Annotated in this window: 2 protein-coding genes (1 of these 2 cut by a window edge); both read right to left on the reverse strand. The window is 62.5% G+C overall.

The genetic code is table 11. The features are described 5' to 3' along the window. Positions 1 to 3,231 (reverse strand): amino acid adenylation domain-containing protein, encoded by a 3,231-nt coding sequence (locus JFU11_RS25870; RefSeq protein ID WP_201062518.1) that lies wholly within the window; start codon positions 3,229 to 3,231, stop codon positions 1 to 3. After that, positions 3,228 to 16,334, reverse strand: the 3' portion of a protein-coding gene (locus JFU11_RS25875; protein WP_201062519.1) for a non-ribosomal peptide synthase/polyketide synthase. It continues 420 nt past the right edge of the window; 13,107 of the gene's 13,527 nt are visible here — the last part of the coding sequence; the start codon falls outside the window, past its right edge; its stop codon occupies positions 3,228 to 3,230. The genes JFU11_RS25870 and JFU11_RS25875 overlap by 4 nt, the downstream gene beginning before the upstream one ends.

A 16,334-nucleotide genomic window follows, 5' to 3' on the forward strand; every position in this document is an offset into this window, starting at 1 on the left:
TCAGCTGTTCTGTGCAGCCTTGGCGTTTTGCAGTTGCCGGGCTTTTTCCGTCAACAAGGCTTTTTCTTCCGGGCTCATGCTGTCCAGGCGCAACCGCGTCCGGGCCAGTTTCTCCAGTTGACCGGGGCTGCTTTCCCGAGATCGCAACACCAATGCCAAACCCGCCACGGTCGGATGATCAAACACCACACCGGGATGGATTTCGCACTGCAACAACTTGCGAATACCGGCCACCAGTTTGATCACCAACAACGAATGGCCACCGGCGGCGAAGAAATCCCGATCAATGCCCAAACGCTCAATACCCAGCAGCTGCGCCATGCGTGCCGCGAGCAATTGCTCGAGCGCATCCCGTGGCGCCTGACCGTCATCGTCAGCCAGACTTGCGCTGAGTTGCTGCAACGTCTTGCGGTCGATCTTGCCATTGGCCAGCCGTGGAAAACGCTCGATGAACTGCACGTGCTGCGGCAGCATCACGGCGGGCAGGCGCTGGGCCAGTTCGCTGCGAACGATCTCAAGCAAGGCCGGCGAAGGTGGCTGATGAGGCACGACGAATGCCTGCATCCCCTGTTCAGCTGTAGCGCCTGGCAACACCAGTGCTTCAGCCACCTGAGGCAGGCGCAGCAGTTCAGCTTCGATCTCCACCAGTTCGATACGGAAACCACGCACCTTGATTTGTTGATCGCGCCGACCGTGCAACTGAATCGCCAAATCCGGGCGATAACGCGCCAGATCTCCGGTGCGATACAGACGCTCCTGAGGATTGAACGGGCTCTGAATGAACACCTGCGCATCGGCTTCGGCATTGATGTAACCACGGCATAATTGCGCGCCACCCAGGTACAGTTCGCCCAACATCCCGACCGGGGCCAGTTGCAGATGGTCGTCAAGGACATACACCTGATTGTTACCCAGCACCTGGCTGAGGGCGGCAGGCTCTTGAGTTCCACCGTCCAGCACCAGCGGATGGATCAGCACACCCACCGTCGCCTCCGTCGGGCCGTAGTGGTTGAACACCCGGCAATCGCTGCGCAACTGAGCGATACGCTCAAGCAGCGTTGGGGCGATCGGTTCGCCACCGAGAATCAGCGTAGACGGCAGTAGCGGACTGTCGCTGTCGAGCAGCGCGGCAAGGTGCGACGGAACGATCTTCAGGCAATCGATAGCCTGCTGTTTCAGGTAGTCGGCGAACAACCGGCCGTCCTGCATCTGCTCGTCACTGGCCACATGCAACGTCGCACCGTTGAACAAGGCGCCAAACAATGCGGTGTTACCCAGGTCTGCCGCCACGGTAGACGAGAAGCCAACGTGTTTGCACTGACTCAGCCCCAGGGCCTGACTGGCATGAGCGGTGTAATTGAGCAATTGTTGATGTTCGATCACTACGCCTTTGGGTACACCGGTGGAGCCTGAAGTGAACAGCACATAGGCCGCATCGCTGCCCTGGGTATCGAATTCGATGACCGGTGCCGACAGGTCCGTCGATTGGCACAATTGATTCAGTGTGGAGACGCTCAACGGATGACCGTGCCACTGATCAATTTGCGCGACATCCACCAGCAACAAATCGGCCCCGGCCTGTTCCAGCATCAGCACCTGACGCGCCATCGGCCATTGCGGGTCCAGCGGCAGATACGCCGCACCGACACGCCAGGCCGCCAGCATCGCCACCACCAGATCGGCCGAGCGCGGCAACGCCAACGCGACGATCGAACCTCGGGCCAGGCCTTGGGCTTTCAAAGCCTTGGCCAACACGTCGACATTGGCCTGCAATCGCCCGTAGCTCAGGTGTTGCTGCGCGTCGGTCAGCGCAACGGTGTCCGGTGTGGCATGCGCCCAATCGGCAATGCGCTGCGGCAGGTATCGGCCATCCACCAGCGGTCGGGGTGGCGGGTTGATTGCCAGCAAGCGTCGTTGCTCGGCGGCCCCCAGCAATGCCAGTTGCCCCGACTCGGCCTGAGGATTGGCCACGATGCTCGCCAGCAATACGCTGAACTGCGTCATCAGCCCTTCGACAGCCATCAGCGAATAATGCTGCGTGGCGTAATGAAGATGCAGGCGGCCCGATTCGCCCGGTTCGATTTGTAGCATCAGTTCAAATTGAGTTTCCCGAGCAACGGGACGCTGCACGGGCGTCCACTGCAGCGTGCTTGAAGTCTGGGGCTGCGGTGCACGCCAGACCGCGAAACCATAGGCCGGTCTGGCCGCTGCGGGTGCGAGTTCCGGTGACCAGTATTCCTGCCAGGTGCGGTGCTCCTCCAGGCGCGCCGCCAGTTCACTGACCCAGGCGCTGAACGAAGTACGTGCCACCATCGACAAATGCAGCGGCAGGGTTTTCTCGAAAACGCCCACGGCGTCGCAGAAATACTCATAGTCGTCGCGACTGTCGTGCCGCACCCCGACCAGCAGCTGTTCATTTCCACCCAGACGCCCCAACAGCAACCACCAGGCGGCTTGCATCACGACGCTCAGCGGTTGCGCCAGCGAGCCTGCCAACTGCTGCAGCGCGTTGTGCAGCGTGGGCTCAAGCGTGGTCGTCAACAGCGCTGTAGCGGACGATGTCTTGGCGGTTGCGGCCCGGTAGCCCAGCCATGGGGTGGACAGGTCGACATCCGCGCCTTGCAGGTGCTGCTGCCAGTAAGTCCGGGCACTGGACGCATCCTCGTCGAGCACCACTTCGCTGCGCCATTCCAGGTACTGGGTGAATTCCCCGGTCTCGTCATCAGCCTCGGCCAGCCCCTGCTCATACGCCCGCAACAGTTGCTGATAAATCAGCCGCAAGCCGCTTTCATCGATACAGTGCCGGGCAACGCCGAGCACCAGGGTCCAGTGATTGTCCGCCTGGCGATAGAGCATCGCCTGAGCGTTCTCCGACTCACCGACGACAAACGATCGTGCCGCCCATTCGGCGACTTGAGCCTGGATTTCGGCCGCCGTTTCCAGGCGTGTCTGCACCGTCAACGGGAAGCGCCCGACGCCCCCGGCAAACTGGCGAAGACCATGGAAGCCCGGCGCCTTGGCCAGGCGCGGCACCAGCATCGGTTGCTGCGCCAACAGCGCATCCAGCGCCGCTTGCAGACGCTGCGGGTCAAGCGCACCGGTAATGTCCACTTCCAGCAAATGCAGCGCATCACTGCAGGCCGGGGCCTTGGGCAGCTGCTCAAGCAGCCCTTGCTGCTCGGGAGTGAAGGCGTAACCCAGGTCCTGCGCGTCCATCGATACCTCGTTCATGCTCCGGTTTCCTCGGTGTTCATGGTGCCTTGGGCGTTCTGTGCGCTTTCAAGGGCACTGCGGTCGAACATGTCGCCCATGGCGACGACGATTTTGCGCGGGCCTTCGAACGGATCACGGGCGTGAGCTACGAGCATGTTGTCCAGCAGGATCGCATCGCCTTTTTGCCAGTCGAAACGCACCGCGCATTCCTCGTACAACTCACCGATGCACTGCATCACGTCGTCTTCGATCGGCGAGCCATCGCCGTAATAGACATGACGCGGCATGCGCTCCAGGCCGAACATCGACAACAAGTCTTCACGCACATCCGGCTCCAGCCAATAGATGTGGTGCAACTGCACCTGATTGAAGAACGACTTCTCGCCGGTGACCGGGTGACGGATGATCGCCGGCCCCGGAGTACGGGTTTGCAACTCATCGTTATCGAGCCAGCGCCATTCGATACCACCGGCACGGCAACGCGCCTCGACCTCGGCGCGATCTTCGGTCTTGAAGAAGTGCTGCCAGGACACGTCGAGTTTGTCGGTGAACGTGCGCACATAGAGCAAGCCCTTGTTTTCGAACTTCTCACGCAAGTCCGCCGGCAGTTTTTCGTACATCAACCGGCAATCGACCACCGGGGTCGCACCGCCCACGGGCGCCGCCTGCTCGCAATAGAACATCTGCTTGCGCGGCCAGCGGTCCTGATGCGAACTCTCGTTGTGGAACAGGATCATCTTGCGTTCCGGGTACGGCGTGGAGCGGTAGGTGTTCTTGCCGCCCTCCTTCTTCGGCAGGTCACCATACTGGCCATAGAGCCCCGGCTGGATCGCTTCGGCAAAAGCTTCAAAGCCCTGAATGCCGTCCAGTTCGAAGCCGCGGAACAAAATGCCGGCGTGCTCGGCCAGTTTCTGTTCGATCAATGGCCGGTTGTGGTTGATCCACTCGATCACGTCCAGGTGCGGCTCGTTCGGCTCCAGCAGCAACGGAAACCGCTGCGGTGCAACCAGCAGGGATTCACGCAGCGGCGACGGCCGGATTTTGGCGACCGGAGTCGCGGAACGCTTGAGGAATTTGCCGAGTTTGTCGGCCTTGGGTCCCGGGGCGGCGGCGGGCATAGCAGCCACCGCGCGGTTGTCGACAGGCATACTGAGAGCTCCCAATTGAATGTCCTGATCAGCGACGATCTGTTCCAACAGGGCTATCCAGGCCTTGACCAGGTACTGAATGCGCTCATGTCCGAACAAGGTTGTGGCGAATTGCCAAGTACCCAGCAATTGCCCTTCTTCATCGTCAACGAACAATGCCATGTCGAATTTAGAATGGGTCTCGAGCGCCGGCAGCGCTTCCACGCTCAAACCGCCCATGGCCTGGACGCGTCCCGGCAGGTTGTTCATCACGAACAACACCTGCACCAACGGGTTCATGCCCTTGTGTCGCGGTACGCCCGAGGCGTCGACGATCATGTCGAACGGCAGGTCCTGATGCTCCAGGGCGCTGAGCAGGGTTTCCTGGGTCTGCGCGAGGAAGTTAGAGAACACGGTGCCGGCCTCGAACCGCGAACGCAGAGGCAGCACGTTGACGAAGAAGCCGATCAGCCGCTCGAGCTCCGGCTGCTCACGCCCGGCGACATCGGCACCGACCAGCACATCGGCGCCACCACTGACCTGGTGCAGCAGCACCTGGAACGATGCCAGCAGCGTGCTGTACAACGTGACGCCTGCGTCCACGGATAGCTTGCGCAGTGCGCGGCTCAAACCGGTGGTAAGCCGGAACTGCACCGCGTCGCCCTCATAGGACGGCGTCAGGCCGCGCGGGTTATCCAGTGGCAGCATCAGCTGCCCGCTGTAACCGGCGAGCCGGTCTTTCCAGTACTCGGCCTGTTGCCCCAGAACCCCTTGCTGCTCAAGCGCCTGCTGCCAGAGTGCGAAGTCGGAATACTGCACCTCCAGCGCCGGCAGTGGCGTCAGGTCGCCGTCCTCGGCACGGTCGTAGCTGTCGTAAACTTGCACCAATTCATTAATCAAAACCCCCATCGACCAACCATCGGAAATGATGTGGTGCATGGCGTACAGCAACACATGTTCGGTCGGCCCCAGGTGCAGGATTCGCCCACGCAACAGCGGTGCCTGTTCCAGGTCGATCGGTGTGCGCGCGTTATCCAGTGCCGTTTGCGCCACCTGTTCTTCCTGAGCACTGCGCGACAGCCCGGACAGGTCGATCACCGGGAAGTCCAGCTCGACATGCTCGGCGATCAGCGCAATTGGGTCGCCCTCGTCGTCCTGCGTATAGGCGGTGCGCAGCACTTCGTGGCGGCGCACCACCTCGGCAAAGCTACTCAATAGTCGCTCGATCGACAGCTCGCCGCGCAAGCGCAGGGCCATCGGCATGCCGTAGGTCGACGTGCCGCCGGACAACTGCTCGGCGATCCACAGACGGCGCTGCACCAACGACAACGGTGCGCTGTCCTTGGCGCCATGGGCCTTGAGCGCCACGGAACCAGCGCCCGTGCCCGTCGTTGGCGCGTCCTGCTGCTGGCGCATCCAGATCGCCAGTTCCTTGAGGCGTGGATGGTTGAACAGGTCACGCAAGTTCAAGGCGCCGGCCGTGAGTTTGCGCAGGCACGAAATCGCCTGAGTCGCCAGCAGGGAGTGCCCGCCCAACTCGAAGAAGTGATCCTCGCGACCGACCCGCTCGAGTTCCAGCACGTTCTGCCAGACCGTCGCAATCTGTTCTTCGAGTTCGCCGACCGGTGCGACAAAGTCCCGAGACGATGCGCTGACATCAATGCTCGGCAACGCCTTGCGATCGATCTTGCCATTGGGCGTCAGTGGCAGGCTTTCGAGGAACAGCACATGCGCCGGCACCATGTAATCCGGCAGGCTTTCCTTAAGTCGTGCTTTGAGTTCTTCGCGCAGTACGGCCTGTGCCGAGGCCTCGCCAAGAGTCTGCGCCGGGTCATCGAACACTACGTAGGCGACCAACTGCTGGCCCAACGCGCCCGGATGCGCCACGACCAGCGCCTGTCGCACGCTCGGCGCCTGAAGCAGACGGGCTTCGATCTCGCCCAGCTCGATACGGAAGCCACGCACTTTCACTTGATGGTCGATACGCCCGGCGTATTGCAATGTGCCGTCGGCCTGATAGCGGGCCAGGTCACCGGTGCGGTACAAGCGTTCGCCGTTGCTGGCAAACGGGTTCGGCACGAACTTCTCGGCGGTCATCGCCGGGCGCCCCAGGTAACCGCGGGTAATGCCGGCTCCGGCCAGGTACAGCTCGGCCGATGCGCCCAGCGGCGCCGGTTGCAGATCGGCACCCAGCAGGTAGCTGGCGGTGCCGTTGAGCGGCCGACCGATGTTCGCCGTGCCGCCGGCTTCGCGGCGACTCCAGGTGGAATAGGTGGTGTCTTCCGACGGGCCATACAGGTCGTAGACATGTTCGATGCTCGCCTGCTGGTACAACGTCTCCACCAGACTCTGCTTCAGTGGCTCACCGGCTAGGTTGATGATGCGTACGCCCGGCGGAATCTGCCCGGCGTCCTGCAAAGCGGCAATGGCCGACGGCACGGTGTTGATCAGGCGCACCTGCTCCCGCGCCGGCAAGTGCGGCAGTTCCAGAGCATTGCGGGCGATGATCAGCGAACCGCCGTTGGCCAGGGTGACGAACAGCTCCCACACCGACAGGTCGAAACACACCGACGTCGAGGCCAATACCCCTTGAATGTCGTCGCGGCTGTACACCGATCGCGACCAGTCCATCAGCGCCAGCACATTGCGATGGGTAATCGCCACGCCTTTGGGCTTGCCGGTGGAACCGGAGGTGTAGATCACGTAGGCCAGGTTGTCCGGCGTCACCGCAGTCACCGGCGCGTGATGCGGATAAGCCGCCAGTGGCGCTTCGAGCTGATCGAGCAACAGCACCTGAGTATCAGCGCCTGTGGCCAGCGTCGTCGCCACCGCCTGTTCGGTCAGCAGCACCAGGGCACGGCTGTCCTCAAGCATGTAGGCCACGCGATCGGCCGGATAATCCGGGTCCAGCGGCACATAGGCGCCACCGGCCTTGAGCACCGCCAGCAGCGCCACCAACAAGTTGTCGGAACGCTGCATCGCCACGCCAACACGGACTTCCGGGCCGACACCGCATTCAATCAGCTTGTGCGCCAGACGATTGGCCCGCGCTTCGATGTCGGCATACGTCAGCTGCCGGTTGCCGAAGGTCACGGCCAACGCTTGCGGCTGCACAAAGACCTGACGATCGATCATCTGGTGAATGCACAGATCCTCGACCCCACAGGCTTCGGTGCGGTTCCAGTCGCGCAGTACTAATTGCTGTTCGGCTTGGTCCAGCAACTCCAACTCGCCGAGGCAACGCTCGGCGCTGGCGCTCATATGGATCAACAGGTGCTGCAACTGCGCCGCCAGTGTCGCCACGGTGGCCGCGGCAAAACGGCTGTGCTGATAGCTGAAATGCACCGTCAATCGGCTGTCCAGGCTCACCGCCAGCGTCAACGGGTAGTTGGTTTGCTCATGCCTGGCCACCTCGCCGAAGCGCAGATCTTGTGGCGCGCCCTGTTGCAGGGCTTCGGCGATCGGGTAGTTCTCGAACACCAGAATGTTGTCGAACAGGGCTTCACCGCCCTGCCCGGCCCAGCGCTGAATGTCGAACAGCGGCGTATGTTCCTGCTCACGCAGCAGCAGATTCTGCGCCTGCACCTGCTGCAGCCACTGCGCCAACGGTTGTTCGGCACGGGGGCTGGCGATGACCGGCAAGGTGTTGATGAACAGACCGATCTGCTGTTCGACCCCACTCAGCTGCGCCGGACGACCAGAAACCGTGGCGCCGAAACTGACGGTGTCCTGCCCGGTGTAGCGCTGCAACAACAGCAGCCAGGCGGCCTGAACCAGCGTGTTGACGGTGACTTTCTGTCCCCGGGCAAAGGTGTTGAGGTCATCGGTGACAGCGGCGTCCAGGGTCAGGAAGTGCTCACCCTGCGTATCGATGCCAGCCTGGTTGCCACGGTAAACAAGCGCGTCGGCCAGACGGGTCGGCGCTTCGAAGTTCGCCAGTTGGCCCTTCCAGAAGTGCTCGGCGACTTGCGCGTCCTGTTGCCCCAGCCACTGGATGTAATCCCGATAACGACCCGCCGCGATCGCCGGTGCCTGGCCGCTGTAGCGTTGCAGCACTTCGCCCAGCAGCTGCGAGTTGCTCCAGCCATCCATCAGAATGTGGTGGCTGGTGTAAATCAGCTGAAAGCGTTCGGCGGCGACTTGTACCACCACCAGGCGCAGCAGAGGCGCCTCATGCAGGTCGAAGCCCTGTTGCCGTTGTGCATGAGCCAGTGCCTCGAGCGCCTGGGGCAGGTCGTTCTGCCCACGCCAGTCATGGAAGGTGAACGGCACTGGCAAGCGCTTGTGGATCACTTGCTGCGGCCGCTGCAATTCGCCGTCCCAGATAAAACTGCTGCGCAGCACATCGTGCGCATCCAGTGCCGCTTGCCAAGCGTCGCGGAAACGCTCGACCTGCAAACCTTCGACGTCCACGCACAGCTGATTGATGTAATCGCCGACCTGCTGCTCGTAGAGGGTGTGGAACAACATGCCTTGCTGCATCGGTGACAACGGGTAAATGTCTTCGACCTGGCGTGGCGCCACGGGCAACGAATCGAGCTGGATTTGCGTCAACCCGGCCAGCGGGAAATCCGACGGTGTCAGCCCCTGATGCCGAGCCTGACAGCAGTGCTCGATCAAGATCCCCAGTTCCCGCGCATAAGCATCCGCCAACCGCGCGATGGTCGATTGATCGAACATCTGCCCGCTGAATGTCCAGCCGATACTCAATTCGCCGCCATACACCTGACCATTGAGGGTCAGCCAATTGTCCAGAGGCGCCAGCGGACTTTGCTGCGCGCCGGCCGATTCGCTGGCTGGGGTGAACAGTGCACCCGCCTCGTCGCCGAACCCGGCATCGAACTGGCCCAGGTAGTTGAAGGTAATGCGCGGCACGGGCAAGGCTTGCAGCGCCTGCCGGGTGCGGTCATTGCCCAAATAGCGCAGCGCGCCAAAGCCCAGGCCCTTATCGGGGATCGCCCGCAGCTGCTCTTTGATCGTCTTGATCGAGTCCTGCGCAGTCGCCGCCGGGGTCAGCCTGACCGGGAACAGACTGGTGAACCAGCCTACGCTGCGGCTCAAGTCGAGTTCTTCGAACAACGCCTCGCGACCATGGCCCTCGAGCTGGATCAGGGTCGATGCGTCGCCCGTCCAGTCAGCGATCACTCGCGCCAGAGCCGTCAGCAACAGATCGTTGACCTGTGTGCGATACGCCGCCGGCGCCTCCTGCAACAGCTGGCGGGTCTGCTCTTTGTCCAGACGGGTCTGCACATGCAAGGCGTGACGATTGTGCAACTCGCCCTGTGGTCGATCGCAAGGCAAGTCATTGCGCGAATCCTGCAATTGCCCTTGCCAGAACGTCAGCTGAGCCTGCATCACCGCACTGTCGGCATGTTGTTGCAAGCGCCGCGCCCAGGCCTGGGTGGCGCTGGTCTTGGCCTGCAATTTGAGCGCTTCGCCGGCCTGCAACTGCTCGTAAGCCTGTTGCAGGTCTTCGAGCAGAATGCGCCAGGACACGCCGTCGACGACCAGGTGATGGATCACCAGCAACAGACGCTGACTGCCATCGGCCATGTTCGCCAGCACGGCGCGCAGCAGATTGCCGCTCGCCAGGTCGAGGCTGCGCTGGGCCTGCTCGCCCAACTGCTCGAGCGCCGCCGGATCGGCGATCTCGGCGGTCCACAGCAAAGGAGACTGTTGCCAGAGCACCTGTTGCTCAGCCAGCGAACGATGCTGCGCGGTCCAGCGGTCGCCTTGACGGATGAAGGCCAGACGCAACGCGTCGTGATGCGTGATCAGTGCCTGCAACGCACGCTCCAGGTGTTGGGCGTGCAACGGTTTGGCGGAGTTGAGCAGCACCGACTGGTTCCAGTGGTGCGGCTCGGCCATCTCGCGCTCAAAGAACAACTGCTGGAATGGCAGCAACGGCGTGTCGCCGGTGACCGGGCCCTGGTCGATGCTCAACCCGCTGTCGCCGACAGTCGCCACCGCCGCGAGGCTTTGCACGTTCTGGTGCAGGAACAAATCTTTGGGGCTGAAATGGATCCCCGCCTGGCGCGCCCGGCTGACCACCTGAATCGAGATGATCGAATCGCCGCCCAGCTCGAAGAAGTTGTCGCTGATACCCACCTGCGGCCGACCCAGCACGCTTTGCCAGATCTCCACCAACGCCTGTTCGGTGGCAGTGGTCGGTGCGGCGTAAGCCTTGCTGCTGGTGGTCGTGTCAGCCTTTGGCAACGCCTTGCGTTCCAGTTTGCCGTTGGGGCTGACCGGCATTTTCTCCAGCCACAGCCAATGCTTTGGGACCATGTAATCCGGCAAGGTCTGGCTCAAGTATTCCTTGAGACTGCGCTGCACGGCGTTGCGAACGTCATCATCGGCATGCAGCAGTGCGTCGCGGGCCGGCACCACATACGCCACCAACAGCGTGCCGTCCTGGGCGATGACCACCGTTTCACGGACTTCGTCGTGTTCGGCCAGACGCGCTTCGATCTCGCCCAATTCGATGCGCAGGCCACGGATTTTCACCTGATGGTCCATGCGCCCGGCGTATTCGATCACCCCGTCGGCGCGATAACGCGCCAGGTCACCGGTACGGTACAGACGCTGGCCATCACCGAAGGCACTGGTGACAAATCGCTCGGCGGTCAGTGCTGCACGGCGGTGATAACCCCGGGCCAGGCCTTCGCCGCCCAAGTACAACTCACCGACCACACCCACCGGTACCGGCGACAACTCGTGATCGAGAATGTAAGTGCCCAGGTTGGCGATCGGCTGGCCGATCGGCACGCTGTCGCGATCTTCCTCGATACACGTCCAGTGCGTAACGTCGATGGCTGCTTCGGTCGGGCCGTAGAGGTTGTACAGCCCGGCATTGGGCAGCTTGGCAAACACTTGCTGCTGCGCATCCACTTGCAGGGCTTCGCCACTGCAGACGATCCGGGTCAGGCTGGTGCACTCGCCCACCGAAGGGTCTTGCAGGAACGCCTGCAACATCGAAGGCACGAAGTGCAGCGTGGTGATGCGTTGTGCGGTGATCAGTTCAATCAACTGCGCCGGATCACGATGAATACCCGGCGCGGCCACTACCAGTGTCGAGCCGGTCAACAGCGGCCAGAAGAATTCCCAGACAGAGACATCGAAGCTGAACGGGGTCTTTTGCAGCACGCTGTCCGTGGCGTCGAGTCGATAGGCCTGTTGCATCCAGCACAGGCGATTGACCAGCGCTGAATGACGGTTGCCCGCCCCTTTCGGTTTGCCGGTGGAGCCCGAGGTGTAGATCACGTAAGCGAGGTTTTCACCCTCAAGGTCGATGCCTGGGTTGGAATCGCTGTGCCCTTCCAGCCAATCGCCGTCCTGATCCAGCACCAGGCTGCGAATGCCTGCCGGGATCGGCAATTGCTCAAGCAAGTGGCTCTGGGTCAGCAACAGCTGAATGCCGCTGTCTTCAAACATGTAGGCCAGGCGTTCCTGCGGGTATTCCGGGTCCAGCGGCAAATAGGCACCGCCCGCCTTGAGGATCGCCAACAAGCCCACGACCATTTCCACCGACCGCTCGACCGCGATGCCCACCAGCACATCCGGGCCGACGCCCTGCTCGATCAGCACGTGAGCCAGTTGATTGGCTCGGCCATTGAGCTCGGCGTAGCTCAGACTTTGTTCGGCAAACACCAGCGCACACGCATTCGGGGTTTTACCGACCTGTTCTTCGATCAGGTCATGCACGCTGCGGTGCAACGGGTAGTCGACAGCGGTGGCGTTCCAGTCGACAACCGTCAGTTGCCGCTCCTGGTCATCAAGCACTGCCAATTGCCCGACCGGCCGGTTGATGTCCTCGACCAGGCCCCGCAACAGATTCAGCCAGTGCCGGCCCATGCGCTTGATGGTCGATGGTTCGAACAAATCGGTGGCGTAGGTCAGCGAGGCGTGCAGGCCTTGCGGGTTGTCGCTGGTGTCCAGGGTCAGGTCGAACTGCGCGGTGCGGTGCTCCCAACTGAGGTTTTCCAGATCGATGCCCGGCAAGGATTCGGCCAGCGTTGACGCCGCTTCACTGCGGTGGTTGAACATCGCCTGGAACAGCGGGCTGTGGCTCAGGTTACGTTGCGGTTGCAAGGCATCGACCAACTGCTCGAACGGCAAGTCCTGATGCATCTGCGCCGCCATGGCCGTCTGCTTCACCTGTTGCAGCAATTGAGCGCCCGTCATCTGGCCGTCAAACTCGGCGCGCAGCACCTGAGTGTTGACGAAGAAGCCGATCAGACGCTCGGTTTCCAGTCGGTTGCGGTTGGCAATGGGCACCCCGACGCGGATGTCGGCCTGGCCACTGTAGCGATGCAGCAAGGTCTGGAACGAGCCGAGCAACAGCATGAACAGCGTGACGTTTTCGCGCCGGGCCAATGCCTTCAGGTCATTGCTCAGGGATTCGTCGAGGGTGATCGGCAGACGCGCGCCGCGGAAACTTTGCTGCGCCGGACGCGGATGATCCAGTGGCAACTCCAGCAGCGGTTGTTCGCTGCCCAGTTTTTCGGTCCAGTACGTCAATTGCCGATCCCGTTCACCGGCGGCCATCCATTGACGCTGCCAGACCGCGTAGTCGGCATACTGCACCGGCAACGCTGGCAGTTCGGCCGGCCGGCCCTGGCTGATCGCCGAGTACAGGCCCATCAGATCATCGATCATCACCTGCAACGACCAGGCGTCGGAGACGATGTGGTGCAGGGTCAGCACCAGCACGTGATCCTGCTCGCCCACCTGCAGCAGGACGAAGCGCACCAACGAACCGTCGAGCACATCGAACGGACGTTGCGTCTCCTGTTCGACAAAGGCCTTGATGCTCGCCTCATCGCCGGTGGCCAGACGCTGTTCGACGAAACTCACGCGACCTTGCGGGCGAATCACCTGCCAAGTCCGGCCATCTTCCTCGACGAACGCCGTACGCAGGCTTTCGTGGCGCTCCACCAGCGCCTGGAAGCTGCGTTGCAGTGCGCTTTTGTCCAACTCGCCGCGCATCCGCAGCGCGGTCGGGATGTTGTAGGCGGCGCTGTCGGGGTCCATTTTCCACAGGAACCATTGACGTTCCTGGGCAAAGGACAGCGCCAGCGGTTGATCACGGTCGACCCGGGTCATCACCGGTGACTGCTCGCCGGGTTCGGCGCCCAGTGCCAGAACGAAATCCTCCAAGGTGCTGTGCTCGAACAGGCTGCGCAACGGCACCTGGATGTCCAGCACCCGACGTACCCGCGACACCACTTGTGTCACCAACAGGGAGTGCCCGCCCAGCTCGAAGAAGTTGTCGGTCAGGCCTACGCGATCCAGCTTCAGCACGTCCTGCCAGATGGCGGCGACTTGCTGTTGCCGTTCGCTCTGCGGGGCGACATAACGCGTCTGCAACTGGCTGGCATCCACCGCCGGTAACGCCTTGCGATTGAGCTTGCCATTGGGGGTCAGCGGCAGGCTGGCGAGGAATAGAACATGCGCCGGGACCATGAATTCCGGCAGGCATTCCTTGAGCCGCGCCTTGAGTTCATCACGCAGGCGCAGTTGATCGTCGGCGGCATTGAGGTCCAGTTGCGGCGCGACCACATAGGCCACCAGTTGCTGGCTGCCCAGGGCTTCCTGCGCCAGCACCGCCACTTCGCGAACCGCTGGCTGCTCCAGCAAACGCGCTTCGATTTCACCCAACTCGATGCGGAAACCGCGGATCTTCACTTGATGGTCGATGCGCCCCATGTATTCGAGCACGCCGTCGTGACGATGGCGCGCCAGGTCGCCTGTGCGGTACAGCCGCGCACCATTGCCGAACGGGTCGGGCAGGAAGCGCTCGGCGGTCATCGCCGCACGGTCGTGATACCCACGGGCCAGGCCGTCGCCACCGATCAGCAGTTCACCAATGGAGCCCGCCGGGTTCGGCGCCAGATCGTCGCCCAAAATGTACAGCGTGGTGTTGGCAATCGGTTTGCCGAGGTACGGCTGGCGCTGCTCGCGGGTCAGCTGCCAGGCCGCCGACCAGATGGTGGTTTCGGTCGGGCCATAAAGGTTCCAGACCTGTCCCGCCAGGCCAAGCATGCGCTGGGCCAGGTCATCGGCCAGCGCTTCGCCGCCGCAGAGGAATTTGCAGCCCTGGAGGATGGGAGCCTGTTCGTGGTCGAGCAACATGCGCCAGGTCGACGGCGTGGCCTGCACCACCGTGACCTCCTGCTGCCGGATCATTTCCAGCAGCGCTTGTGGATCCTGGGCGGTCTGCTTGTCCACCAGCACCACACGGGCACCGCTGAACAGCGGGCCGTAGATTTCCAGGCCGAAGATATCGAACGAGAACGTGGTCAGTGACAGCATGCGGTCCTGGGCGTCAATGCCCGGCTCTTTGACCATGCTCACCACAAAGTTCACCAGCGCCTGATGGCGCACCATCACCCCTTTGGGCTTGCCGGTGGAACCGGAGGTGTAAATCGCATACGCCAGGTGTTCACCGCTGATCGCTACCTGCGGATCGGCTTCGCTGTAACCGCGAGCGTGCTCGCCTTGCGGGTCGAGCGACAGGGTCTGCACACCAGCCGGAATCGGCAACAGCCCGATCAAATGTGCCTGGGTCAGCAGTAGTTGCAGACCGCTGTCTTCGATCATGTGCGCCAAACGGTCTTCGGGGTACTGCGGGTCCAGCGGCACGTAGGCACCGCCCGCCTTGAGAATCGCCAACAGACCAACGAGCATTTCCAGGCCGCGGTCGATGGCGATACCAACCAATTGATCCGGACCGACGCCCAGTTCGATCAGCCGATGCGCCAACTGGTTGGCCTGGCGATTGAGTTGTGCATAACTCAACGATTGCCCGGCGAACACCAGCGCGGTGGCCTGAGGCGTGCGCAGGGCCTGGGCTTCGATCAGTTGATGGATGCAGCGGTCGGTCGGGTACTCGGCGGCGCTGCGGTTCCAGTCCACCAGCACCTGCTGTTGTTCGGTTTCGTCGAGCAGGGCCAGTTCGCCCACCCGCTGCTGCGGATCGGCAACGATGCTGCCCAGCAGGTTTTGCCAATGCCGTGCCAGACGCTCGATGGTCGCGCCGTCAAACAGGTCGGTGGCATAGGTCAGCTGTGCGCCGAGGCCCTCGGGGCCGTCGAACGTTTCCAGGGTCAGGTCGAATTGCGCGGTGCGCGACTCCTGATGCAAGTGGCGGATCGTCAACGCAGACTCGCCCGTGCCCTGCCGGCTTTGGGTGGCACCGGTGCTCTGGTGGTTGTACATGACCTGGAACAGCGGGCTGTAACTCAGGCTGCGTTCCGGCTGCAAGGCCTCGACCAGCTGTTCGAAAGGCAGGTCCTGATGAGCCTGGGCGGCCATCGCCGTGTTCTTGACCTGGGCCAGTAACGCGCTGAACGAGGCCTGCGCATCGAATTCGGTCTTGAGCACCTGGGTGTTGACGAAGAAGCCGATCAGCCGCTCGGTCTCGACCCGGTTGCGGTTAGCGGTCGGCACGCCGACGCGAATGTCAGCCTGGCCGCTGTAGCGATGCAACAAGGTCTGGAAGGACGCCAGCAACAGCATGAACAGCGTGACGTTTTCGCTTTTGGCCAAGGCTCTCAAGCGCTCGCCCAGTGCCGCCGGCAACGCCAGTTCATGACGGGCACCCCGCAGACTCTGGACCGCCGGACGCGGGTAATCGGTGGGCAATTCCAGCACCGGATGCTCGCTGCCCAAGTGCGCCTGCCAGTAGTCCAGTTGCCGCTCGCGCTCCCCGGCTTCCATCCAGTGCCGCTGCCAGATGCCATAGTCGGCGTACTGGATCGACAACTCCGGCAAAGCGAGTTCGTGGCCCTGACGGTAGGCGCCATACAGTTGCAGCAGCTCATCGACCATGACCCGCATCGATGCGCCATCCGAGGCAATGTGATGCTGGGTCAGGGTCAGCACGTGCTCCTGCGCGCCAAGGCGCAACAGGCTGACGCGCAACAGCGGCCCGTTGACCAGGTCGAAAGGCTGTCCGGTCTGCTCAGACACGAACGCCTGAATCTGCGCCTC

It is taken from the genome of Pseudomonas sp. TH37, from assembly GCF_016650735.1.
GTDB lineage: Bacteria > Pseudomonadota > Gammaproteobacteria > Pseudomonadales > Pseudomonadaceae > Aquipseudomonas > Aquipseudomonas farris.